Annotated in this window: 21 protein-coding genes, 1 riboswitch and 1 other annotated feature; of the genes, 11 read left to right on the plus strand and 10 right to left on the minus strand. The window is 50.0% G+C overall.

Features of this window, described 5'->3' with window-relative positions; genetic code table 11:
• Window positions 1-6: 6 nt before the first annotated feature.
• From NYE69_RS02090 to NYE69_RS02105, 4 genes are read left to right on the plus strand one after another with little or no spacing between them, the layout of a single operon-like run.
• Complete coding sequence (locus NYE69_RS02090; protein WP_340923379.1) at window positions 7-1,083, plus strand: iron-siderophore ABC transporter substrate-binding protein; 1,077 nt, start codon at window positions 7-9, stop codon at window positions 1,081-1,083.
• Window positions 1,076-2,116 (plus strand): FecCD family ABC transporter permease, encoded by a 1,041-nt coding sequence (locus tag NYE69_RS02095; protein ID WP_340930246.1) that lies wholly within the window; start codon window positions 1,076-1,078, stop codon window positions 2,114-2,116. The genes NYE69_RS02090 and NYE69_RS02095 overlap by 8 nt, the downstream gene beginning before the upstream one ends.
• Window positions 2,113-3,144, plus strand: coding sequence for a FecCD family ABC transporter permease (locus NYE69_RS02100; RefSeq protein ID WP_340923383.1), 1,032 nt, complete (start codon window positions 2,113-2,115; stop codon window positions 3,142-3,144). The genes NYE69_RS02095 and NYE69_RS02100 overlap by 4 nt, the downstream gene beginning before the upstream one ends.
• A complete protein-coding gene (locus NYE69_RS02105) occupies window positions 3,144-3,947 on the plus strand; it encodes an ABC transporter ATP-binding protein (RefSeq protein ID WP_340923386.1) in 804 nt (267 codons plus the stop codon). Before NYE69_RS02100 ends, NYE69_RS02105 begins: the two co-directional genes overlap by 1 nt.
• A 275-nt stretch (window positions 3,948-4,222) precedes the next feature.
• On the opposite strand, the gene hprK is transcribed toward NYE69_RS02105, so the two are convergent.
• Both hprK and NYE69_RS02115 read right to left on the minus strand, forming a co-directional pair.
• Window positions 4,223-5,137 (minus strand): HPr(Ser) kinase/phosphatase, encoded by a 915-nt coding sequence (gene hprK, locus NYE69_RS02110; protein ID WP_328269953.1) that lies wholly within the window; start codon window positions 5,135-5,137, stop codon window positions 4,223-4,225.
• A gap of 47 nt (window positions 5,138-5,184) precedes the next feature.
• Window positions 5,185-6,534: an amino acid permease gene (locus NYE69_RS02115; RefSeq protein WP_340923392.1), complete on the minus strand. Its 1,350-nt coding sequence runs from the start codon at window positions 6,532-6,534 to the stop codon at window positions 5,185-5,187.
• A 142-nt stretch (window positions 6,535-6,676) separates the two neighbouring features.
• Window positions 6,677-6,756, minus strand: a riboswitch (glycine riboswitch).
• Between the two features lie 412 nt (window positions 6,757-7,168).
• Here NYE69_RS02115 and NYE69_RS02120 point away from each other — a divergent pair.
• The 3 genes from NYE69_RS02120 to NYE69_RS02130 all read left to right on the plus strand — a co-directional run bounded on the left by NYE69_RS02120 (window position 7,169) and on the right by NYE69_RS02130 (window position 10,162).
• Window positions 7,169-7,864: a response regulator transcription factor gene (locus tag NYE69_RS02120; protein ID WP_340923395.1), complete on the plus strand. Its 696-nt coding sequence runs from the start codon at window positions 7,169-7,171 to the stop codon at window positions 7,862-7,864.
• Window positions 7,851-8,885, plus strand: a complete 1,035-nt coding sequence (locus tag NYE69_RS02125; RefSeq protein WP_340923399.1) for a HAMP domain-containing sensor histidine kinase — start codon at window positions 7,851-7,853, stop codon at window positions 8,883-8,885. The genes NYE69_RS02120 and NYE69_RS02125 overlap by 14 nt, the downstream gene beginning before the upstream one ends.
• A gap of 170 nt (window positions 8,886-9,055) precedes the next feature.
• The gene (locus NYE69_RS02130) at window positions 9,056-10,162 is read left to right on the plus strand and encodes a nuclear transport factor 2 family protein (RefSeq protein WP_340923401.1); all 1,107 of its coding nucleotides are present in this window, start codon (window positions 9,056-9,058) and stop codon (window positions 10,160-10,162) included.
• Window positions 10,163-10,257: 95 nt separating this feature from the next.
• Here NYE69_RS02130 and NYE69_RS02135 read toward each other — a convergent pair whose 3' ends face one another.
• From NYE69_RS02135 to NYE69_RS02145, 3 genes are all read right to left on the minus strand, one after another.
• Window positions 10,258-11,031 (minus strand): TerC family protein, encoded by a 774-nt coding sequence (locus tag NYE69_RS02135; RefSeq protein ID WP_340923404.1) that lies wholly within the window; start codon window positions 11,029-11,031, stop codon window positions 10,258-10,260.
• 296 nt (window positions 11,032-11,327) lie between these two features.
• The gene (gene leuA / locus NYE69_RS02140; protein WP_328269956.1) at window positions 11,328-13,010 is read right to left on the minus strand and encodes a 2-isopropylmalate synthase; all 1,683 of its coding nucleotides are present in this window, start codon (window positions 13,008-13,010) and stop codon (window positions 11,328-11,330) included.
• Window positions 13,011-13,087: 77 nt separating this feature from the next.
• Window positions 13,088-13,377, minus strand: a binding site (T-box leader).
• A 97-nt stretch (window positions 13,378-13,474) separates the two neighbouring features.
• The gene (locus NYE69_RS02145) at window positions 13,475-14,395 is read right to left on the minus strand and encodes an alpha/beta hydrolase family protein (protein ID WP_036618424.1); all 921 of its coding nucleotides are present in this window, start codon (window positions 14,393-14,395) and stop codon (window positions 13,475-13,477) included.
• 152 nt (window positions 14,396-14,547) lie between these two features.
• Here NYE69_RS02145 and NYE69_RS02150 point away from each other — a divergent pair, with 152 nt between their 5' ends.
• The 3 genes from NYE69_RS02150 (at window position 14,548) to NYE69_RS02160 (ending at window position 16,793) form a co-directional block, all read left to right on the plus strand.
• Window positions 14,548-15,003, plus strand: coding sequence for a MarR family winged helix-turn-helix transcriptional regulator (locus NYE69_RS02150; RefSeq protein ID WP_340923411.1), 456 nt, complete (start codon window positions 14,548-14,550; stop codon window positions 15,001-15,003).
• A 657-nt stretch (window positions 15,004-15,660) separates the two neighbouring features.
• Window positions 15,661-16,035: a MerR family transcriptional regulator gene (locus NYE69_RS02155; RefSeq protein ID WP_036618420.1), complete on the plus strand. Its 375-nt coding sequence runs from the start codon at window positions 15,661-15,663 to the stop codon at window positions 16,033-16,035.
• Window positions 16,032-16,793, plus strand: coding sequence for an SDR family oxidoreductase (locus NYE69_RS02160; RefSeq protein WP_036618419.1), 762 nt, complete (start codon window positions 16,032-16,034; stop codon window positions 16,791-16,793). The genes NYE69_RS02155 and NYE69_RS02160 overlap by 4 nt, the downstream gene beginning before the upstream one ends.
• A 129-nt stretch (window positions 16,794-16,922) precedes the next feature.
• On the opposite strand, the gene NYE69_RS02165 is transcribed toward NYE69_RS02160, so the two are convergent.
• The 4 genes from NYE69_RS02165 to NYE69_RS02180 form a co-directional block, all read right to left on the minus strand.
• Window positions 16,923-17,444, minus strand: coding sequence for a DinB family protein (locus NYE69_RS02165; protein ID WP_240534073.1), 522 nt, complete (start codon window positions 17,442-17,444; stop codon window positions 16,923-16,925).
• A 96-nt stretch (window positions 17,445-17,540) separates the two neighbouring features.
• On the minus strand, window positions 17,541-18,512 hold the full coding sequence (locus NYE69_RS02170) for a helix-turn-helix transcriptional regulator (RefSeq protein ID WP_036618417.1): 972 nt from the start codon (window positions 18,510-18,512) through the stop codon (window positions 17,541-17,543).
• Between the two features lie 127 nt (window positions 18,513-18,639).
• Complete coding sequence (locus NYE69_RS02175; RefSeq protein WP_036618416.1) at window positions 18,640-19,833, minus strand: YhgE/Pip domain-containing protein; 1,194 nt, start codon at window positions 19,831-19,833, stop codon at window positions 18,640-18,642.
• 42 nt (window positions 19,834-19,875) lie between these two features.
• On the minus strand, window positions 19,876-20,655 hold the full coding sequence (locus tag NYE69_RS02180) for a nuclear transport factor 2 family protein (protein WP_036618414.1): 780 nt from the start codon (window positions 20,653-20,655) through the stop codon (window positions 19,876-19,878).
• Between the two features lie 193 nt (window positions 20,656-20,848).
• Between NYE69_RS02180 and NYE69_RS02185 the strand changes: the two genes are divergently transcribed.
• Entirely contained in the window at window positions 20,849-21,454 is a 606-nt protein-coding gene (locus tag NYE69_RS02185) for a TetR/AcrR family transcriptional regulator (protein ID WP_036618413.1), read from the plus strand.
• Window positions 21,455-21,585: 131 nt separating this feature from the next.
• On the opposite strand, the gene NYE69_RS02190 is transcribed toward NYE69_RS02185, so the two are convergent.
• Window positions 21,586-23,496 carry a DUF4832 domain-containing protein gene (locus tag NYE69_RS02190; protein ID WP_164815217.1) on the minus strand — a complete coding sequence of 637 codons (1,911 nt, stop codon included), beginning with the start codon at window positions 23,494-23,496 and terminating at the stop codon, window positions 21,586-21,588.
• Window positions 23,497-23,525 lie beyond the last annotated feature (29 nt).

Raw genomic sequence — 23,525 nt, forward strand, 5'->3', positions numbered from 1 at the left:
CTGCCAATGAATGCAAAACGAAATGCCTCATTAGGAACATTACTTGTTTCGATTGTGCTTTTATTCTCGCTAGTTGGTTGCTCAGCCCAGCAATCAAGTTCAACATCCGCACCAACTTCGGCCGAAACGTCTAAAACTGAAGCGCCCGCTTCGCCAGATACGAATTCCGCATATCCGATCGTGATCAAACACGCTTTCGGTGAAACTGTCATTGAAAGCAAGCCTGAACGGGTAGTTACCGTTCAATGGGCGAATCATGATGTTGCTCTCGCTCTCGGAGTTGTTCCCGTAGGCTTCTCGGCGGCGAACTTCGGCGTTCAGGATGGCAGCGGGCTTTTGCCTTGGACAGCGGAAAAACTCAAAGAACTTGGCGTAAGCGATCCTAACGTTTTTCAGGATACGGACGGCCTTGATTTTGAGGCGATTTCCGATGCGGACCCGGATGTCATTCTTGCCGCTTACTCCGGGATAACTCAGGAGGACTACGATCTTCTTAGCCAAATCGCTCCGGTTGTGGCCTATCCGACCGCTCCTTGGTCCACCACATGGCGAGAGCAAGTCCTGCTGAATGCAGAAGGCATGGGCATGAAAGCGGAAGGGGAACAACTCATCAAGGACACCGAGGACATGGTAAACGAAAAACTAAGCCAATATCCGCAAATGAAAGGCAAAAAAGTGGTTTGGGTTAACTTCTCGGCTGAAGATTTGTCGCAATTGCATATTTATACGCCTGTAGACTCTCGCGTTGCTTTCTTGTATGAGCTGGGAATGGTTTATCCTGAAAGTGTTACGAAACAGATTACGGACCCTAACAGCTACTCCTTGAATTTAAGCGCTGAGAATGTCGAGGCCCTTTACGATGCCGATCTCATCGTCGGATATGGGAATGACGAATTGCTGAAGACGCTCCAAGCCGATTCACTACTTGGTAAAATTCCTGCGATCCAAAGAGGTTCTGTCGCCTTTATCGACAGCGATACACCTTTAGTAGCTGCCGGAACTCCTAACCCGCTTTCGATAGCTTATACCATTGATGAATATCTAGCATTAATAGGAGGAGCTATTGACAAGATCAATGAATAGTTCTTCGGTGTCAAAAGACAAACAACCAAGCTTACATATGCCGAAGCATTTTCCGACAGTTCTGGTGATTTGTGCAGTCTTGCTCGGCGTGTGCGTAATTGCATCTCTGGTCTTAGGGTCTCGGATGGTAAGGTTTCCTGAACTGATAGAAGGTTTATTTCATCAAGATGTCCAATCCTTCGGGGCTAACGTGGTTCGCAAAAGAATTGCCCGAACCGTGTTCAGTTTATTTTGCGGTGCGGCGCTTGGAGTCTCTGGAGCGCTTATGCAATCGGTCACGCGCAACCCGATTGCGGACCCGAGTATACTGGGAGTGAACACAGGCGCGTCCTTGTTTGTGGTTTGCGGAATTGCATTTTTGAATATAAGCACCGCAAATGAATATATATGGCTAGCTTTAGCCGGAGCCGCGATTACTGCGGTGTTCGTATTTGGAATCGGCTCTATGGGGCGTGGCGGCGCCACGCCCATTAAGCTTGTTTTGGCCGGAGCCGCCACAAGCGCCGCGCTTTCTTCTCTGGTCACCGCCATCATGATTCCACGCTCCTATGTCATGGATCAATTCCGGTTCTGGCAAGTGGGCAGCGTCGGCTCGGCAACCTGGAGCGCTATAGCCACATTCACCCCGTTTCTGATCGTTGGCATACTGATCGCCGTAATGACTGCACCGGCGCTAAATGCGCTGGCATTGGGGGATGATGCCGCGACCGGACTCGGCGTTCGCACAGGATTACTGCGGTTTGTCGCGGCTTTTGCAGGTGTTGTTCTATGCGGGGCGACTACGGCCCTCGCAGGCCCGATTGGTTTTATCGGGCTTTTGGCCACGCACGTCATCCGTCTCATGCTTGGGCCCGATCTGCGTTTGGTAATCCCCATGTCAGCTATTGCGGGAGCCATCATTTTGACAATAGCGGATGTGTGCGGCAGGCTCATCGGCAGCCCGGGAGAACTTGAAGTCGGTGTGGTTACAGCGTTTATAGGAGCTCCAATCCTAATCATATTAGCGATGAGATCGAAAGTGCGTTCATTATGAAAAATCATTCTGTTGAATTTATCATGGCGGGCCGGCGTCAAAGACGCCGCCGGTGGATACTGATCACCGGCTTCCTTGCAGTACTTGCATGCTTGCTTTGCTGCGCTATGCTGTTACTGGGAAACACCATTTATCCGGTTCAAGATGTCATCCGGGCGCTTTCGGGAGAGCAGCTCAAAGGCGTGTCTTTTGCGGTGAATTCGATACGTCTACCGAGAATGCTGGCAGGTCTTTTCGCCGGATTTGCTTTTGGTGTTGCCGGATACATCTTCCAGACTATGCTGCGCAACCCCCTTGCGAACCCGAATGTCATCGGGATTACCTCCGGCTCAAGCGCGGCGGCTGTTTTTTGCATCACCCTACTTCATTCAAACCGGGCGGTTGTTTCCGTTGCTTCGGTGATTGCCGGTCTTGTTACGGTTATCATTATTTATGTACTGTCCAGGGGGAAGACATTTTCGGTCGGGCGGTTGATCCTCGTCGGAATCGGCATACAGGCCATGCTTGACGCCCTGATTTCCTACCTGCTGCTGGTTGGCGCTCAACAAGATATTCCCGCAGCGATCAGATGGCTCAGCGGCAGTCTGAATGGCTCGCAAATGCACGAACTTCCGCCTCTTGTCCTAACGGTATTGATCTTTACGCCTATTGCTATCGTGCTGGGAAAACATCTAAGTCTATTGGAACTTGGAGAACAATCGGCCACTTCGCTTGGAGTGAACACGGACAAGACAAGAATAGCGCTTATTTTGAGTTCTGTGTGCATGATTGCTCTGGCTACCGCTACCACCGGGCCAATCGCTTTTGTCTCCTTCCTTTCGGGGCCGATCGCGAAAAGACTGGCCGGAGCCGGCTTCTCGAACATAATCCCGGCTGGTCTTGTTGGCGTAAATTTAGTGTTGGCGGCAGATTTAATCGGACAATTTGCTTTCGAGTACAGATTCCCTGTGGGCATCATGACCGGAATACTCGGAGCGCCGTATCTGATCTTCCTGCTCATCCGAATGAATCGAAAGGGCGAGTTATAATGAAACCAACGCATCTATTTCAAGCCGAACAGCTCGTGGCCGGCTATGATCATAAAACGATTATCCAAGGTGTAGACCTTGTTATCCCCAGTCATAAAATAAGCGTTATTATTGGAGCCAACGGCTGCGGAAAGTCCACGCTGCTGAAAACACTGGCAAGGCTGATAAAGCCTAAATCCGGCAAAATCTCGATTGACGGAAAGCCCATCGGCAAAATGCCGCCAAGACAGCTGGCGCGCGTGGTTGGACTGCTGCCGCAATCCCCTATTGTTCCGGAAGGCATTTCGGTAGCGGATTTGGTTGGACGGGGAAGGTTTCCGCACCAATCGTTGTTCGGCGGATGGACTAAAAAAGATTATGAAGCCGTTGCCGAAGCGATGCGAATTATGGATATAACGGAGTTTGCCAATCACAATATTGACGAGCTTTCCGGCGGTCAACGGCAGCGCGTCTGGATTGCCATGGCTCTGGCGCAACAAACCGACATTTTATTTCTCGATGAACCGACAACCTTTTTGGATATCACCTATCAAGTCGAAATTCTTGACCTGCTCACGGACCTTAACCGTAAACACGGAACTACGATTGTCATGGTTCTTCACGATATCAACTTATCCGCGCGTTATGCGGACCATATTTTTGCGCTTCAGCAAGGAAAGCTTGTGGCGGAGGGCGAGCCGTCTCAGGTGATTACAACCACATTGGTAAAAGACATTTTTGGGCTCGATTGCACGGTGATACAAGATCCCATTTCGGGCTCTCCGTTGGTAGTGCCCAAAGGGCGGTATCATGGTAATGAATAGAGACGGCCGATCTCGGGTGACAACATAAAGGAAAAAAAAAGGCGTTATTTCAGCCGATATCCCCCATGTTGCGTATAATAAAGGAATTTTATGGCGCTATTCCCACGATTTAGTAGCGAAAGGCCGCCTTTCGACGTGTTCATCGAAAAATAAGACCCAATAGTTCCCCTATCGTGATGAATAGGCTCAAATTCGGAAAATAGGACCCTAAAGTTTCTCTATTTTATGGGGACGATACTGAGCACAAGAAGTATCTATTTGTAATCCAACCGCACTTACTGCATTTTGTTTTCGATCCGCTGCATGAACTCTTCGGCGGCACTATAGCCGAGCTGCTTGAGATACCAATTGTTGGCCGCCGCCTCAATCAGACCGGCCACATCTCGTCCCGGCTGGAGCTGGACCTCGATATGCGGAATCTTGACGCCGAGATATTCCGTGAATTGAGGTTCCCGTTCCAGCTCATTGTTCAGAGCATTCTCCCGCCATGAAGCCAATTCAATGTCGAGTACAATCCGCGTCTCGTCCTGAAAAGCCCTACGCCCGTATTGGCGTACGACATTAATCAGGCCGATGCTGCGCAGCGCAAGGAATTCGCGCGTGGTTTCGTTATGCGTTCCGAGCAAAGTCGTTGGCCCCAGCTTCTTCAGCACCACAATATCGTCCGCAACGAACCGGTGGCCCCTTCTGATGAGCGTGTGGGCGGTTTCGCTTTTGCCGATCCCGGATTTGCCGCGGAGCAAGACGCCAATGCCCGATACATTCACGCATACCCCATGGATCGATATCTCCGGCGCAAGCGCTTTGACCAAATAGCTGTCCAGCTTGGCGATAAACTCCGTTGTCGTCTCCTCCGTCCTTAGCAGCGGAATCCCCTCCTGATCGCAGAACAAGGTCAGATACGGGATCTCCTGCTGTCCTGACGTCACAATAAAGCAGGGCGGATGATATTTGACGATGTTGCCGATATGCAGCTTGCGTTCCTCAATAGATAATGTCAGTAGATAGTTAACTTCCTTACGGCCAAGCACTTGCACCCGCTCCATGGGGAAAAAATCAAAATACCCCACAAACTCCAGCCCGGGTCTGTGCGCCCGCGGACGGGTAATCACACGGTCCATACGGCCCGCCCCGGCAAGCACTTCCATATGAAACATATTCGCAAGACTTTGCACCGTGATCGTCTTCATGTTGTTCTCCCCAATGATTAATGATTCTGGAATGACACTGTTTAAGATTATTTACCCGCTTTTCTTCGATTCGAATAATACAAAGCAAACAGCAGAATAAACCACAGCGGCGTCAATAATAAGGCCATGCGTGTTTCTTTGGCAACCAGCATAATTATAAGAATTATAGCAAACAACGTCAGAACTGCATAATTAACAAAGGGGGTAAACGGAGCTTTAAATTTCGATTTTGCCTGCAACTCTGGCTGCGTCTTTTTATACTTGATGTGACAAACAAGAACCACACCCCAGACCCAAATAAAACAAATGGCGCTAATGGTGGTGACGACGCCAAACGCTTGCTCCGGAATAAGCTTGCTCAAAAGAGCTCCCCCGGATAGGACAAGCGTGGAGATCAATAACCCGTTTCTGGGCACATGGTTTTTATTCAGCTTGGCAAAATGGGATGAAGCCTGGTTATTCTTACTCAAATTGTATAAAATTCGGCTGGTTGAAAACATCCCGCTATTACAAGCGGAAGCGGCTGAAGTTAATACGACAAAGTTAATAATTCCCGCGGCAATCGGAATCCCGACCAAACTAAACGTTTTAACAAAAGGGCTTTCTGACGGGCTTAGCTCCGTCCAGGGATTGATGCACAATAGGGCAATAATCGCGCCGACGTAGAAGAATAAAATTCTAAGCGGAATTTTATTAATCGCCGAGGGGATATTTTTTTCCGGGTTGGATGTTTCCGCGGCCGATACCCCCACCAACTCCACACCAACAAAGGCAAACACAACCATTTGGAAGGAAAGCAAGAACCCGGGAACTCCGTTTGGAAATATGCCGCCATGTCCCCAAATATTTTTGACCGTAACCATTCCCGTATCCGTTTTGAATCCAATCACCAGCAAGACGACCCCAATGGCAATTAATGCGAGAATCGTCACTACCTTAATTAAGGCAAACCAAAACTCCAATTCGCCAAAATTTTTTACGGTTAACAGATTAAGTCCTAATAAAACAACTAAGCAGATAATTTCAGGCACCCATTGCGGGATATCAAACCAATATTGTACATACACCCCAACCGCGATCACATCGGCCATAGCCGTCATGATCCAGCAAAACCAATAGGTCCATCCGGTTATAAACGCGGCCCGCGGTCCAAGATAGTCTTCGGCAATGTCCGTAAAAGATTGATATCCGGCTTTGGACAACAGGAGTTCTCCCAGCGCCCTCATCACAAAAAACACGGCGATCCCCACGATGAAATAAGCAAAGATAATGGACGGACCCGCCAGTTGAATGGCTTTGCCCGATCCGAGAAACAATCCGGTACCAATGGTGCCGCCAATGGCAATCAGTTGAACATGCCGATTTTCTAAATCCCTCTTTAATTCTTGTTGTGCCAAACCAAACTCCTCCTTAACGTGAAAAGTTGAACAATGGATTAAATCCAATAAAAAAAGAGACTGGATGCGCTCCAATCTCCCGGTCATAAGAATAACTAAATAGACTTGTTATTAACTATTTTCGAAATAACAAATAGATATTCAGTACTCTTCTGTCCTTTTGCCTGAGATTGTGAACCCTTCGGCGCCGCGGAATCCCGCGGTCTCTCCAGAAGCTGCTCCTGCTATAGTACGATCCATAGCAATCATAGCTTGCCAACTATTTAATTTTTATTGTAACAACCCATTTAAATATTTTTCAATATTACTCGCAGTGAAAAATTTTGTCAACGAGATAATTCCCATTCGCCCAGGTTTGATTACGGCAGTGTTTCCCCGGGCTGTCTGTAACGGTAAACGTAACGGATAACTTTATTCATTTAACCGAGCGAAGGGTTATCCCGAACACAAATCATACGAGGGCCTTATCAGTTTAGATAGTGCAAAATACGGTATAATAAAATGCGGACAAATATACCTCAAACGTTTAAAACCATAGCTCACAAATCATCACACTCATTGATGATTTACTCTATTTACTTCCGTTCAACCCTTCGCAGATATACTTTAAAATAACTCTGAAAGGAGGGAATGTATGGTCACCATTCTTATCGTTGAAGATGACCAGATGTTGCGTCTTTTGACGAAAGCGAAACTCAGCCCACTATATAAAATCAAAGAAGCTGCTGATGGCCAAGAAGCGTTGGAAGTTCTCGATCGCGAACATATGGATCTGCTCGTGGTGGATATTCAAATGCCGAACATGAACGGTTATGAACTGGTGCGCACCCTGCGGGATAGCGACGATATGACGCCTGTCATCATGCTGACGGCCATGAACGCCTTTTCCCACAAAAAGGAGGGATTTGCCTCGGGCGTGGATGATTACATGACAAAGCCCATCGACTATGAGGAACTGATTTGGCGTATTGAGGCACTGCTGCGGCGAGCACAGATTGCCAACGAAAAGCGCATTGTGATCGGCGGCTTCTCCATGGAGCAGAACACCTTTTCCGCCCAATATAACGAAGAAACAATTCCGCTGACAAACAAGGAATTTGACCTGCTGTACAAGTTTCTCTCCTATCCCAATGTCGTATTCACCAAGCAGCAGTTGATGGACGAGATTTGGGGTTACGACTCCGAGACAGAGTACGATACCATCAAAACCTACATCAGCCGTCTGCGCAACAAGTTTTCGATGTGCAAAGAATTCGACCTGATATCCATTCGGGGACTTGGATATAAAGCGGTCATCCATAAGATGGGAGGCGGCCATGAAACGATATAATCAAGACGCGATCTTTAAGCTGGTTCAATTCCGGTGGGTTTTCATTGCAGACGCAATCGTAGTTATCGGCGCAGTGATGGCCTATGGGCTTATCGCTACATACTGGCTGGGCATGAACAGGGAGAACGCTCTTTCCATGCTGGCTATCATTCCGCTTATGATTATTGTTGTCGGTTTGGGAACACTTTTTACGCTACGATCCGTCCGCCGGAAAATGGGTGATCTGTTGATTGGAATAAAAGAAGTATCCGACGGCAATCTGGAGGTGCGGTTAGACAGCAGAAAGGCGGAAGAATATGCACCCATCTATGATGGATTTAATCGCATGACGGCAGAACTGAAAAACACGAAGGCAGAGATGCAAAACTTTGTCAACGAGTTTTCCCATGAATTCAAAACGCCGATTACTTCAATCTCCGGGTTTGCCCAATACCTTATTGACACAGGAGACGGCATTGAGAGCCCGGAACGGATTCAGTATCTTCGGGTCATTGCCGATGAATCCCTTCGTTTGTCCACACTATCGCAGAACACGCTTCTGCTTTCCAAGGTCGAAGCCTGTGAAATCATCACCGAAAAAGAAGCATACGATTTATCCGAGCAAATAAAACGGTGTGCAATCCTGCTGCTTCCGAAAATCGAACAGAAGAAGATTGAGCTGGAGCTGGATGTTGACGATATATCTTATGTGGGCAATGCGGAACTGATGGAACAGGTATGGATCAATCTGCTTAGCAACGCCATCAAATTCACCCCTGAACACGGAGAAATCAAAATTTCCGCCAAATGCACCTCAGATCAGCTTACGCTTAAATTTTCCGACAGCGGTGTGGGCATGGACGAAGAAACCGCCGCGCATATCTTTGAGAAATATTATCAGCACGACACGACCTCCGCTGTACGGGGCAACGGCATCGGCCTTTCCATTGTTTTCCGCATCATTTCCCTGTGTGGCGGTGAAATTTGCGTGGAAAGTAAACCTCAAGAAGGTAGCACCTTTATTATCACGTTACCCGTCTAACGTATGAAATACAATAAAAAGCGCAAATCGGACTCCGGTGCGGTTTGCGCTTCTTTTTTGCTTTCATATGAATTATGACTTCTTTTTACTTTCGCTCAACCTTCGCCCATTAAGATATGCTCATACACACAGTAATCCTAACAACGATAACACAGAAGGAGATTGAGAACATGAAAAAGAATATGAAAAAGATGTTGATGGCGAGCATGACAGCCTTGGCCATCGGGATGATTGCTGCGGGGTGTGGAGCCACTACGGATTCAGGCCATGCTGAAGATACAGCAAATTCCAGCTCGGTTGAACCCGTAGTCAGTATTTCTGATTCCTACGATAACACGGAAGAACTTGCGGCTGTTTTCCCAATCATCAATCCCACCCCCATCGACACGGAAATGGGGAAGAACATTCAGAATAGACTGCTGAACGGGTTTGAAAACTGGAACAGAGGCTATGATGCCTGGGAAACCTGGGGCGATATTCTGTATACTGAGGATTCCCTTTATAACGTACACGGTGTGAAGCTCACCTTGAAGGAATATCAGGATTCCATGAATGCGACGCTGCAGTCCAGCGATATTCAGATGGGCAACTTCAATAATATGATCATCTCCGGTGACTGGGCTGCGATTCGATACGACATTTCAACGACCAACAGACAGACCAAAAAAACTTCGGACGGAAGCGTGATGGAGTTTGTCCACTTCAAGGACTATGGAGATGAACTGGGCACTCGGGTTGTGGAAGGCTGGGCCGGAACAAAGGGCGCAGATTTTGACGGTTTGACAAGTTTCCAGACCGACCAGGCGAAAGCGGCACAGCAGGCTGCATTGGATGCCATCGTCAATGCGAAGATCCCTGATACAACGGATCTTGAAGCCAAGTATCCTGTTACCTATCCCACGCCGATCGAAAACGATATGGCTAAGAAGATTCAAAATGCCATATTGAACGATTTTGAAAATTGGAATCAGGGCTTTGATGCTTGGTCGGTAGGGGCAGATACCTTTTATGACAGCAACCTGCAGTACCATACGAATGATGAAACCATGACCCTTGAGGAATACAAGGCTTCCGTAAAGAACGCTGCTGAATCGACCGATGTAAAGCGTATTAGCTTCGATAATATGCTAATCAGCGGAGATTGGGCGGCCATTCATTACAGAATCACCAATCAGGACGCAACGACCGGCGAAAAGACTGCCGGTGACGTGATGCAGTTCCTGCACTTCGCGGAGGACGGCGACAGCGTGAAAGTGATTGAGAGCTGGACGAAATAAGCCCGTGTATTTATGTGATGTATATTTCAACTTTGTGGGTAGGGTTTAAGACATGAGAAAAGCCGTAGGACTTAAAATCCTACGGCGAATGTCCGTTAGGCATTACCCGCCTTGGATGGTTTGTTGCTGGGTGCAAACCACCCGATTAGGGCGATCGCCACCAGGACAGCGTAGAAGACAATCGTCCAGACCGTGCTATGGGGAAAATGAGGATCCAAAACCCCAATATCCTCATGGGCAAGGGTGATGACGGCGAGCTTTACTCCAACCCATGCAACGATCGCATAAGCCGTCGTCTCAAGCGCCGGACGTTGGGCTAAAAGTTTTACAAACCAAGTCGCCGCAAATTTAATTAAGATCAGGCCCGCAATTCCGCCGAGCAATACGACCATAAACTGGCCTGCGTCCATCCCCCCGAATTCGCCAAGCGGCGAGTCCGGCAGCCCTAGCGCAAGCGCCACCGCAGCCAGGATGGAATCGATCGCAAAGGCAAGGTCTGCCAGCGCAATTTTTCCTACTGTAGGCCAAAAACTTTTCCCTGCCGACTCTTGTTTCGTGTCCTTGTGCACATCCTCATTCTTCTTGCCGAACCGCGCTTGGATGATGTGCTTCAAGCCCAAGTATAGGAGATACGCCGCACCAATCGCCTGCACCTGCCAGACGTTAGCAATAAAGGAAATCGCAAATAACGCGGCAAAACGAAAGACAAAGGCCATCATGATTCCATAGTTAATCGCTCGTTTCTTCTGTTCGTCCGGCAAATGTTTCGCGATAACCGCAAGAACGAGCGCATTGTCGGCCGATAACAATCCTTCCAAACCGATAAGAATGAGTAGTGCCCAGGCATACTCCAACCACATTTGCTCCATCTCCCTTTGTAAAGTAAGTTGTATCAACCCGACAATGCCGCACGTAAATAATATTGACTTGTACAGCAATGGGTATACGAGATGTTATACGAAATACCCCCCCGATAGAGTTCATTTTTTTACGATGAGAATAACATCGCTACTTCCTCCTGAAACACCTCTCGATCTTTTCCGTCCATCCATGTTCGTAAATGCCGGGCCAACAGGGGATAACAGGTCCTTTATAACCAATCTGACATTAAAATAAGAAGACAAAAACATAAAAGGAGCTGCCAAGCAGCTCCTTAGTTATTGAATCATATATTCCCCCAGTTTGCGGTATTGCGGCTAAACCGGTTCACGGCGCTAAACAGGGCTTTCACGGAGGAGGTCATAATATCAACGTCAACGCCGCAACCCCAATATACGCTGCCGTCGGATGCCGTGATGCCGATATAAGAGACGGCTTGCGATTTAGAGCCGGTTTCCAGAGCGTGCTCCGTATAGACCAGATCGCTGTATGCCAACCCCAGATAGGCTTGCAGCGCATTGCTGATCGCATCGAGTCTGCCGTTTCCGGTGCCTTCGATTTCCTTGACTTCATCGCCGGTCCGGATCGTGACGATGGTTTGAAAATCTTCATTGTCCGTAATACGGTATTTGATAAACTCGACAGGCGTTTTAATGTTCACATATTCCTTCAAGAAAATATCGTAGATTTCCTCGGGCAGCAGTTCTTTTTGCTGCTGATCCGATACGTTTTTAACGAAATATCCGAAGTTTTCGCGCATTTTTGCCGGAAGATCGAGTCCGTACTTCAACTGCAGCACGTATCCGATCCCGCCTTTGCCGGACTGGCTGTTGATGCGGATAATATCGCCTTCGTACTCCCTGCCGATGTCCTTGGGATCAATCAGCAGATAAGGGACCGACCAATGCCGGGGTTCTTGTTCCTCGCGCCATTTCATGCCTTTGGCAATCGCATCCTGATGCGAGCCGGAGAAAGCGGTGAATACCAGCTCGCCTCCGTAAGGATGTCTTTCGCTGACTTTCATTTTGGTCAGCCGTTCATAAACGGAGGCGATGGCAGGGATGTTCTCAAAATTCAGCCTCGGGTCCACCCCGTGGGAATACATGTTGAGAGCCAGCGTCACAATGTCTACGTTTCCCGTTCTTTCCCCGTTGCCGAACAAAGTGCCTTCGACGCGCTGGGCGCCGGCCAGCATCCCCAGCTCCGCGTCCGCTACCCCCGTTCCCCTGTCGTTATGAGGATGCACCGACAAAATCACATGCTCCCGGAAGTTCAGGTGATTGCTCATATACTCGATCTGGCTGGCGTAAACGTGAGGCATCGACATGGACACCGTTGCCGGCAGGTTGATGATGACCGGGTTCTCCGCAGTCGGCCGCCATACACCCAGCACGCTGTTGCAGATGTCCAGGGCAAAATCAATCTCTGTACCCGTAAAGCTTTCCGGCGAATACTGGAACTGAAAATTCCCCTCCGTTTCCTCCGCGCACTGCTTGAGCAGCTTGGCGCCGCTTAAAGCGATGTCGATAATTTCTTGTTTGGATTTGCGGAATACCTGTTCCCGCTGCGCCACGGAGGTCGAGTTGTACAAATGGACTACGGCTTTTTTCGCGCCTTTCAGCGATTCGAACGTTTTGCGGATGATGTGCTCTCTCGACTGGGTCAACACTTGGATCGTAACGTCGTCCGGGATCAAATTCTGCTCGATCAATGTGCGCAGGAAGGTAAACTCCGTTTCGGACGCTGCGGGAAATCCAACCTCGATCTCCTTGAACCCGATCTTCACAAGCATTTTGAAGTACTCCAGCTTTTCCTCCAAATTCATCGGAACGATTAAGGCCTGATTCCCGTCGCGAAGATCGACGCTGCACCAAATCGGCGCCTCTGTAATGTATTCCTTCTTGGTCCAATTCAAGCTCGTCTCCGGCGGCATAAAATATCCTCTGGCGTATTTTTCAACATTTTTCATGGCGATCCTTCCCTTCATCAATTTTCCGTACTTATCTAACAAAGATCGGATGCGAAAAAAAGCCTTCCATCTCCATTAACAGAGACGAAAGACTTTGACATCTTACGCGGTACCACTCCGAATTCACGCCACCCTTTGGCATGCCCTCTACGGATACGGGTTTGCCAAAACGGACAAACCTGGCATCCTCCTGATGATAACGGTCAGGCTCCGGCTCCGCCTACTTAAAGAGGTTGTGCAAAAACCGTCTTTGGGGTTCAGCGGGCAACTCCAAGGCGAGTTCCGATTTCCCCCGCGGCTGTTTCACACCGCCCAACAGCTCTCTGTTCGCTCGGAAAACCGTACTATTCCTTCTCAACGTATTTCAAATATTAGAGATAATGTTATATCAGCAAAACGATGATGTCAATTATAATCTGATACCATTCCTGCCCGCGACTGTAGTTCGATACTCCCCTAGTCCCTTATTTGGACTCGATGCGCCCCAGCGGGTGGGCGCTCGCTTCCAGAGCCGCGCGGGCTGCCGGCCAGCTGGAATCGTCGAGATCGAGCGCGGTGAGGAGGTAAGCCCGCGTCAGCCGCTGGATTAGGGCGACTCGTTCGGGGTTCTCATCCGTTGTTTCCGTAACGTTGTATCCGGGAATTCCGCCAAGCGAGTGTTCGGCCCCGAAGAGGGTAAGCAAGCTCTTACTGCCCGGGCTTAGGAAATACGGGTCAGTGAACCAATCCGGCCCCCGAGTGGACAGATGGGACTGGTCATGGTCCCCTGCAACCACAAGGGCTGGCGTGCTCATATTCGCGAAGCTCGGACTCATGAAGGGAAAGTGCTCGGCCGCGAACGGAGTCAAATCAGCTCCACCCTTGCCGGTTGTGGCAAGCAATACGCCTGCCTTGATCCGTGAGTCGGACATGTCCTCTCCCGGTTCGCCGCGGGCGTCGAGGACTCGCGCGCCGAGCAACATGCTCGCCGTCTGGCCGCCCCAGGAGTGTCCGGCAACAGCGATGCGGCTTCGGTCAAGGCGCCCGCTGAGACCGGGAACGGAAGCTTCAATGAGATCAAACTGGTCGAGGATGCGTTTCATGTCCTCCACCCGGAACCGCCAGATCAGCGGTGTACGCGGATCGTCAGGAGGAAGGTTCAGCGTCCTCGAGTCGAGATGGGTGGGCTGAACGACCACGAAGCCGTGAGCAGCCCAGAAGTCGGCCAACGGGCTGTAGCCGTCCAACGACCAGCCATAACCGTGCGAGAAAACAATAATAGGCAATTCGCTTCCAATCGCAGGCGCAGACACTTGCACTTGCAAATTCTCACCGCGGCCCGGAGCGGATAGCACTACCGGTTTCACCGAGACGACTGGAGCGGGTGCACTAACTTTAATATCCATAATAAATGTTCCTTTCTTTACGGGAGATTGGCTAAACCGTTTATGGAGGAAGCGGTCAAGCGTGCTTTGCATTATTAATATTGGTTGATACGTCAACCCGGACTTACTGTATCATGTTGTGGTTGATGTGTCAACCATGATATTATGTTCTTATGGATAAAAACGAGCTGAATGAAGAGGAAATGCGAATATGGCATATGTGGAAAGGCACCTTTCAGAGCATCTTCGGCCGCGTTGTCAAAGAGATGTCCGAGCACACAGGACTATCGGAGGGTGATTACGGGGTATTGGACCGGTTAGCCCTTCTGGGGAACGGCAGCCTTCGCCAACAGGAATTGGCCGACTCGATGAACTGGGATAAGAGCCGATTGTCACACCATCTGACGCGGATGGAAAAACGCGGACTTGTGATGAGGAAATCATTAGATACGAATCGCGGTGTTCAAGTCATCATCACTTCCGCCGGACAGTCAGCGCTCGATGATGCCCGGCCTATAGTCGCAAAGTCAATACGCAAACATTTCCTTGATCGATTAACCGATCAAGACATTGAGTTGATTGCTAAGCTGGCGCAAAGTACAAAATCGGGACCTTCAGCGTCTTGTTAAACCCCTGCGCCTTGACCGCGTTTTTGATGTTGTTCATGAAGCAGATAAGATGATCGGTACTCATAAGAAAAACGTCTATCTACCGGTAGAGTAGACGCTGAATCAGAGCGAAAAGCTTCCTGACTTTGGGAGCGACTTCATGAATCAGTTTCAGCAGTTGTTCGTTATTTTATGGGAAGTAGGACGGTTTGATGGGATCAAATGCAAAAGTACATTTGAATTTCGGTAAATTTCTGCGTTTGAGCGGTTGAAGTGCAAAAATACATCTCATTTGCGGTGATTGGATAAAAAAGTAGCTTATGATCGGAAATGAACTGCATATTTGCAGTTGAACCCCCCGTTTCGAGGCGTTTCGACGAATATCGCATGCACTTTTGCATTTCATGGGATTTCCCCCTTCCTTTTTTCAAGCCCCGCATTCCAGCCTGTCAAAGCCATACTCTATCCGCTTTTAAGTTGGTTTTCGCCCTGGTCGCACCGAAAGTTGAGTTATAAATTCTATAATCTTAAAAATGAACCCTCCAGACGCGGAGGGTTCTTGCATTTTATCGATTTTGGAGAGCAACATTTCTTTAAACCCACTATTGACTTAAACTATGGTTTAAGTCGTATCATTTTCATGTCGACAATGAAATGCAAGAAATCGGAGGCCTCCAAATGAAATATTATTCCATCGGCGAAGCTTCAACCAAATTCAATATTCCGGAATCAACCTTGCGGTATTATGAAAAAAGGGGACTGCTGCCGCTAATCGAGCGTGATGAAGCGGGCCGGCGCTTATTTTCAGAACATCAAATGGCGCTCCTTGAAGCCGTCATTTGCTTAAAAAACACGCATATGCCAATAAACAGCATTAGAGAGTATATGGCATGGATCGTAGAAGGAGACACTACCCTCGAACGCCGGCTTGACATGATGAAGAAGCATAAGCAAAGAGTGCTGGATGAGATTGCATTGCTGACCCAGTACTTACCGGGAATTGATGAAAAGATTGAACGCTATATAAAAAAGATCGAGGAGGAACGTTCATGAAGCTTTCAGGAAATACAATACTGATTACAGGCGGAAGCACCGGAATAGGGTTGGCATTTGCTGAGCGATTTATGAAAGCCGGGAATACAGTCATTGTTTGCGGCCGGCGTGAAAGTGCACTTCAAGACGCGGAAGAAAAAGTTCCCGGTCTGATCACCCGTGTATGTGATTTGGATATGGAATCGGAACGTTTAGCGTTGTTTGATTGGGTAACCGCAAACTATCCGGAAGTGAACGTATTGGTGAATAATGCCGGCATTCAGTTGCGCTATAATGTGCTAAAGGCGGATGCGAGAGACCATTGGAATGATTTCAGGAAGGAAATCACAACGAATATCGAGGCTCCTTTCCATCTGTCCATGCTGTTCGCGTCTTTTTTTGCGGCAAAAGAAACGGCGGCGATCATTAACGTCACATCCGGGCTGGCTTTTACACCGTTCGCGATTGCCCCCATTTATTCAGCAAGCAAAGCGGCGCTTCATTCCTTCTCCATAAGCTTAAGACACCAGCTCTCCGATACGTCTGTGGAAGTTATTGAGATTGCCCCGCCAGCGGTGAATACGGATTTGGGAGGAGCAGGACTGCATACGCAAGGGGAACCGTTAGATGCCTTTGCGGATGGAATTTTCAACGATTTGGCGGAGGGTAAAACGGAGATCGGGTATGGTTCTTCTGTGGCCCGCTTGCGCATGTCCCGAGACGAAATAGACGTATACACAGAAAAACTGTATCAAGCTACGAAAAAGTTTATTGAATAACTACACCATTCCGCTACTTGCAACACGGTTCACCGTATGAGCATGAAGCTAAATCAAATGGCACCCATTTGGGGTGCCATTTTTAGCAGCGGTTAGAAGTTTAAAAATCCCTTTCTCTGCGAGCGGCTTCTATTCTTCCGCCTGCCGTTCCAGCAAATAAAACATGTAGTCGGTCGGGACGCCGGCATACCCTTGCTGTCTCAGCATCGCGGTCACATTGCCCCGGTGATACGTCCCGTGGTTGACCACATGCCGCAGGATGTCGGAGAAATGCGTATCAAGACGGCCGTACTTTGGATGCTCGATCGTCATCGCCTTGTCCGGGTCGGGCGTACGCCGCAGCAAATCGCGGAACTGTTCGGCGACTTCGGCGAACAGCCGCCGCATCTCTTCCACGGTTTTGCCCTGCGCTTCCTTCGTCCAGTCCGGGATCTTCGGAAAAATCTCCTCGTTTGGAACTTCCGCGAGTACGGACATATAAAGCTGTTCAAACAAGTACATGTGTCCGAGCGTTTGCGATACGGACGGGAACACGCTTGTCACTTCCGCATCGAACACTTCCTTCGGAAGCTGCTCCAGGTGGGCGAACAGCCGCTCGTTCGCCCAAACATGATATTCGTACAATTGATGTGAGTGCTCTCGCATGGACATGGATGGATTCACCTTTCCTTTATTCGTCGTCGTTTGGCCGCCGCAGCCTTGTCTCTATCGTATACCGGGTTCGCTGACAACTGCTGTCAGCGAAGTTCAACCGGGATCATCTTCGTAATGTTTGGCGATTTCGCAGGCCATTTCCCGGATCCGGCGCTTAAGTTCCAGCGGCTCCCGAATGCGAATGGCCGTGCCGAATGTGATCAGATACCTCGGAAGGTACTTGTCCATCGTCGGGACATCGAGCAAAAAACGCGCCTCCCGATCGGTCCGTTCCGTCAAATAGTGGCGCATATGCCAGTGGCCGCAAACCGCGTTCAGCGTATCGGGTTCTCCCTCAATGCGGATGACCGTCAGCGGTCCGTCCGCCTCCCGCTCCTGCTCGGACTGGTCGCGGAAATAGGCGGACGCGGAAAAGTGCTCCGGCTTTTCGAACCGCGCTTCGGTCGGCTCGAGCCGCGCGATGCGGTCCACGCGGAACGTCCGCACCGCCCGCGACCGATGGCAGAACGCGACAGCGTACCATTCGTTGCGGTCGTAAGCGAGCCCGTACGGATCGACTTCACGTTCATCAGCCCGCTCCGCTTGCGCTTTGCGATAGGCGATGCGGACCGTTCGCCCGTCCATCACCGCCTGCTCCAGGTCCCTGAGCAACGCAACGACGGAAGGCGGGCGCGCCGGAGAGATCACATCCAAGCCGCTCGTCTGACGGGACAGATCGTCGCGCTGCTCTTCGTGCAACCCGTTCTCCACCTTCGCAAGCGCGCTTTCCAGCTCCTCCGTGTACGGATAGCCGGCGCCTTGCGCAAATTTATACGCGTCCACAAGCGCCTTCAGCTCTATGGAGTTGAAGAACAACGGCGTCTCCTTGAAGCTTTCCAGTATGCGAATGCCGCCGTCATGGCCCGATTCCGCGACGACCGGCACGCCGCTGGCGCATAATGCGTCGATATACCGGTACACGGTGCGGACGCTGATCTCCAAACTGTCCGCGATCTGCGCGGCGGTGAGCTTCCTTCCGGAGCGCAGCATCCACAGCATGGACAGCATGTTATCCCATTTCGCCACCCTAGCCCTCCTCTTTTCCCCGTGAAAATGAAACTGATCAGAGTACTGCACAAATTCACATTTCAGAAAAGCACTTTTAGCCAGATACGCAGAGGCACCCGTTAGGGTGCCTAATGAGATGATTCTATTAGGGGTTATGCGCAATTTCAACCTCTTTTTTCTGTTCTGGCTTACGGGAACGTTTAAAGGCCGATGCAAGCAAGACCAAAAGGCCACAGGCGCCGATCCAAATTAAAGCGAATGTGGAATGATTCATGCGCAGGCCTTGCCCAAAGAAGAACAGCTCACGCAGCCCATCAATCATGAAACGCATCGGCAGCCATGATAATATCCAATCCCGGTAAAACGAAGATAACAACTCGGGAGCGAAACTAAGGAGCGGCGCACCGATAAATAAGAACAATACAAAAATAATCATGCCTTTAAATCCAACCCAAGAGAAAACAGCAGCTATCATGAGAAAAAATACTAAATAAGCAATGGCCAAGAATAAAGCCGTATCCGTGAAATGAGGAATGTGCAACCCCCAACGCTCGGCGAACCAGGCGAGGCTAAATCCGCTCGCCAAAGCCATGACCGCTCCCCATAAGACTTGGACTATATTCGCCCGAAACCGTTCATTGCGATTCGCGTAATTTGTTTTGTTTCTTACAAGCAAGAAAATCACGTTTCCGATCAGACTGGCCATCCACAAAGGTTGGAACATCAAAACCGGTGAATTCCCGTTCGCACTATGCGTACCGACTGCATTCACACGGGTGACTTCGCTAACGATTGGCGAAGCTAATGCGGCGGCTTGTTTCGTTGAAATCGCAGCGCCTTGCCGTTCGAAAGCCGTTAATAGCTCAGTACGCATTTCCTCATTTATCCCACTAATCGCTTGACTTAGCATTTCCCCAGCCATACTCGATGCCGATGCATTCATGCCTTGGTTGACATAAATCCGCACCCGGGGTGCAGACGGATCCGGCGTCATCAGCGATGCCTGCTTCTCGCTAAAATCCCGGGGAATCACCAATGCGGCATAGTATTCTTGGTTATCAAGTCCTGCTTTTACTTCCTGTTCACTATCAACTTCGCTCCATTTCATCGCCGGCTCTCCATCCGAATTCGCGAAGGTTGCCGACTGAATCTCAGACACAACCGTCTCACCCATATTGGCGTTTGAGGCCGTCAAGCCTTGATCCTTATTCACAATGGCAATGGGCAGGTTATGAGGAGCAGGATTAATGCTGGGAATCATGGCAAGGCTAAAGATGAAGATGACAGCAATGACGATAAGGGGTAAGGCCGCAATTAATCTATTTTTAAATAAGCCCATACGTTTTCCTCTGTCTTTCCTTGCGATTAAGCTGCACCAGCCTTAAAATCTGCTGTTCGAATTTTTTCGTTTTTCCGCCGGCAATATGGACTCGATAACGTCCCAATGTTCGGCGATCTTCCCATCCTCCACGCGGAACAAATCGTAGAAAGCGGTAGGCTGACCATTGAAGAGCCCTTCACTCACCGCGAGCACAAAATCGCCTTGTCCGATGACTTGATGGACATGAGTATATTGAAATTCAATGTTTTTCTCCTCCAGCGCCTGCAAAGCGGCATGAAGACCGGAAAGGCCGTCCGCAATATGCGGACTATGCTGAATGTAGTTATCCCCATCAAAATAAGAGGCGAGCAGGCCGGGATTCTTCCCAAGCAAAATGTTTTCAACATAGCTTTTGACAAATGCTTTGTTGACATCCGTCTTGTCGATATCCTTAATCTCAACCGGCCCGTCAATCATCGTATGATGGCTTGGCGTCTTGTCCTCCATCTCTTGCAAGTTGTCCCAATGCTCAACGATTAGTCCATTCTCAAAACGGAAAATATCAAAGGCGATTTTAGGGCCATGAAAATCATATACAGAATGAAGAGCCACATAATCTCCGTCGACTAAAGCGCGTTTAACGCTTACCTTTGTACCTATTTCCTTCAAATGATCAAGCGCGCCAAGCATGGCCCCGCGGCCATCGGGCAAGGCCTGGTTGTGCTGAATATATTTATCGGGATTTACGTAAGCCGTAATCGCCTCGGGATTGCCGCTCTCAAAACTTTCCAGCACAGCGATGGCCTTACGGACAAGCTCATTTTGATGGTTGAATGTCATTAGAATATCCTCCTTGAGTCTATAGTCATTTAGATAAATAATGAACACTACGTTGTTTATTTACCTGCTGCTCATTATAATGAAGGTTAATACAGCGCTCAATATTTAATATTTTTAATTTTGAAGGATAACAGACAATTCATAAGACCTTTGTCGCTTAACGGTTAAAATTTAATGCTGGGGGAACGAAAAAGTGAACAAAAAAACCGATCTAAGAATACTGCGTACGAACAAATCGATTCGAAAGGCGTTTTATGAGCTTATTCAGGAAAAAGGGTATGAAGCGATAACGATCCAGGATATTGCCGATCGGGCTATGATCAATCGAAACACTTTTTATCTCCACTATCAAAATAAACCTGATTTATTGGATATATGTATGAATGAACTGCTGAGCGAATTAAAAGATGTAGCCGTTCAATGTCCAATCAGCGCGAGTCCTTTCAGCACCTCCAAACTCGAGACAGTCATGCAAGCCGTATTGGAACATATTTCGCGCAACACTTCTTTTTACTATGCCATGTTGGTTGATGAAAATAGAATTTATCAGTTTCGAGATAAAATGGAAAAAATTATTAAAGATAAACTGAATGAGGGGTGGAATCCCGCTCAGGGAAATTCGCCTTTAGCGATATCCAAGGAATTGCTGCTCGAATTCCTCGTATCGTCTTTCATGGGGATTGTCATTTGGTGGCTTAAAAACGAGCAGCCTCTTCCTGCGGGTGAAGTTTCATCCCAGTTTAGCAGAATCGTCGCCTACGGGCATTGGAAAGCGGCCGGCATCGCCGTCGAGGAATAAAATGAGCGGAGGGCTTTTGCTTTCCGCAAGCAGAAGCCCTCCCTTAAGGGCCGGCACGCGATAGTCGGCATCTTATTTTACGGCGTATTCTAGATTTCTACGACATCCTGCGGCATGTGGTCAACCATGTATCACCGGGGCAATGGACTTGCGCTCACGAGGATACGGTCGATATCCGGCGCGTAGCCTGTCGGCTGGGAAAGCAGCAGCGTATTGGAACCAGCCTGCAGATGCACGGTCGTTTCCAGCAAGGAGACCGTGTCCCAGCCGCCGGAGCTCGGGAAGCTGAGCGGCATGCCCGTACCGCCGTTCACGCTTAACACAGCCGGGCGGCTCGCCTCGCCGTTCAAATAGTGGATCGTCAACGTATAGTCACCGGCGGACGAGACCGTAATTCCGTTGAACTGCAGCGTGCCGCTGCCGTTGCCCAGGTAGCCGACCTTGCTCCCGCCGGAGCAGGCATCGCAGCTCGCAATGACCGCGGAGCCCCCAAGCGTGTTGCCTGTTGCCTCCGCCTCATAGGCAGTTGCGCCGGAGCCGGACTGCGGCGGCGTGCCCGGCGTCACGGGCGGGTCTGACAGTACCGTAGAAGTGGTGGCGCTCGCGGACACGCGGAAGCCCGACAGCGTCAGCCAGCCGCTCTGATCCGCATCCTGCCGCGTGTTCGCGAAGCGAAGCGTCTTGCCGCCGGCTAGCGGATTGACCACCCGCATGACCAGCTTGTATTGGCCCGGGTCCAGGTTGTGATTCGCGCTGAACGAGAAGGTGTAGTCCGTGCCGTCAGGCAGCACGCTTCTCAGATTCCAGTCGGCTGTACCGAGCGACTTGATCCAGGCGCCGGCGGCGTCAAGCACGCCGAATTCGACTGGCCAATTGTAGTAAAACGGGGCCACGCCCTTGTTCTGCAGCTTGACGCCCACCTGTAGCGAGGATGCCGGCGAATCAACCAATTGCACGGCGGAGTTGTATAAGGTGTAGCCCAACATCTTGTGCGCCCGCAGCGCGTTAGCCGAGGCGGTCTCGCCCGGGAGAGAAGATTTGTACAGCCGGTCGTACATGAGCCAGGAGGCGTGCGTCGTCTCGACGGAGGTCTGAAAGTCTTGGCCATTCCGGTTCGGCCAGTATTGCCAGAAGCTCGTATCCTGCTGGAGCGGCGGATAGAACTCGCCCCCGATCGGATGCGTCCGCCAAATGTCCTGCAGGCCGTTCTGGGTGATGAGATTCCAGAAGTCCCAGTCATGCTGGAACAGCGTCTCGTACGAGAAGGAATCGTCATGATAGCCGAAAGCGCTTTTTAACTCAGCCGTACTCGCGGAATAAGGATACCGTGCCAGCACATGGGTCGTGTGGAACGCGTTCTTGAACGCGGACAGCAACGCGTCCCGGTTGCTCTGGTTCATTTCCCAGTTCGTCGGGTCGGTATTGTAGGGCCATGTATGCCACTCTCCCCAAAAGCCGTACAGTCCCGCCGTTACGAAGCCTATCCGAGGATCGCCGTCGTAACGGGCTCCGAGCGCGGCAACGAATTGGCGTAACGCCAGATTAAGATTTGCGTCGTTCCAGTCGGGGGCCAGGCTGTGCGTCGCCGTGTCGTGGTTGCCGTTCTGATCGTAATCGCGGGTCTGCAGCCCGCCGTCGAGCAGAAACTGCGGTATGCCGGTCGTACGTCCCGGATAGTCGACATAGACGCGGAAGGCTGCCTGGTTGCCCCGGCTCGCGATATCGTTCAGATAGGCGTCCAGCGGCGCCCAGTTGTACGTATTCCAGTCGGTCATCACGTCGCGCAGCGAGACGTAGAACCATTCCATGCTGTGCGGAAAGCTGTTGTTCGGATCGGTGCTGTCCGTGGGCTGCTTGGCGAAAGGCAAAAAGCCCTTCAGCGGGTTCAGCTCCAGCCCCGGCTTGTTCGGGTCGTACGTCTGGGCCTGCCACTCGCCGGAGGCGGCGGCATGCGGGAGCTTGAAGTTCATGAACAGCATCGAGCCGAGCAGAACAAAGACGAGCATCATTACTCCTAGCCTTGCGAGTCTTGCATTCAACATTACATCGTTCACTCCTGTCCACATGGGAT

It is taken from the genome of Paenibacillus sp. FSL R5-0527, assembly GCF_038008055.1.
Classification (GTDB): Bacteria; Bacillota; Bacilli; order Paenibacillales; family Paenibacillaceae; genus Fontibacillus; species Fontibacillus macerans.

Coding starts and splice junctions, on each gene's coding strand:
- NYE69_RS02090 (WP_340923379.1), top strand. CDS start 7: ATGAATGCAAAACGAAATGCCTCATTAGGAACATTACTTGTTTCGATT.
- NYE69_RS02095 (WP_340930246.1), top strand. CDS start 1,076: ATGAATAGTTCTTCGGTGTCAAAAGACAAACAACCAAGCTTACATATG.
- NYE69_RS02100 (WP_340923383.1), top strand. CDS start 2,113: ATGAAAAATCATTCTGTTGAATTTATCATGGCGGGCCGGCGTCAAAGA.
- NYE69_RS02105 (WP_340923386.1), top strand. CDS start 3,144: ATGAAACCAACGCATCTATTTCAAGCCGAACAGCTCGTGGCCGGCTAT.
- hprK (WP_328269953.1), bottom strand. CDS start 5,137: ATGAAGACGATCACGGTGCAAAGTCTTGCGAATATGTTTCATATGGAA.
- NYE69_RS02120 (WP_340923395.1), top strand. CDS start 7,169: ATGGTCACCATTCTTATCGTTGAAGATGACCAGATGTTGCGTCTTTTG.
- NYE69_RS02125 (WP_340923399.1), top strand. CDS start 7,851: ATGAAACGATATAATCAAGACGCGATCTTTAAGCTGGTTCAATTCCGG.
- NYE69_RS02130 (WP_340923401.1), top strand. CDS start 9,056: ATGAAAAAGAATATGAAAAAGATGTTGATGGCGAGCATGACAGCCTTG.
- NYE69_RS02135 (WP_340923404.1), bottom strand. CDS start 11,031: ATGGAGCAAATGTGGTTGGAGTATGCCTGGGCACTACTCATTCTTATC.
- leuA (WP_328269956.1), bottom strand. CDS start 13,010: ATGAAAAATGTTGAAAAATACGCCAGAGGATATTTTATGCCGCCGGAG.
- NYE69_RS02145 (WP_036618424.1), bottom strand. CDS start 14,395: ATGGATATTAAAGTTAGTGCACCCGCTCCAGTCGTCTCGGTGAAACCG.
- NYE69_RS02150 (WP_340923411.1), top strand. CDS start 14,548: ATGGATAAAAACGAGCTGAATGAAGAGGAAATGCGAATATGGCATATG.
- NYE69_RS02155 (WP_036618420.1), top strand. CDS start 15,661: ATGAAATATTATTCCATCGGCGAAGCTTCAACCAAATTCAATATTCCG.
- NYE69_RS02160 (WP_036618419.1), top strand. CDS start 16,032: ATGAAGCTTTCAGGAAATACAATACTGATTACAGGCGGAAGCACCGGA.
- NYE69_RS02165 (WP_240534073.1), bottom strand. CDS start 17,444: ATGTCCATGCGAGAGCACTCACATCAATTGTACGAATATCATGTTTGG.
- NYE69_RS02175 (WP_036618416.1), bottom strand. CDS start 19,833: ATGGGCTTATTTAAAAATAGATTAATTGCGGCCTTACCCCTTATCGTC.
- NYE69_RS02180 (WP_036618414.1), bottom strand. CDS start 20,655: ATGACATTCAACCATCAAAATGAGCTTGTCCGTAAGGCCATCGCTGTG.
- NYE69_RS02190 (WP_164815217.1), bottom strand. CDS start 23,496: ATGTTGAATGCAAGACTCGCAAGGCTAGGAGTAATGATGCTCGTCTTT.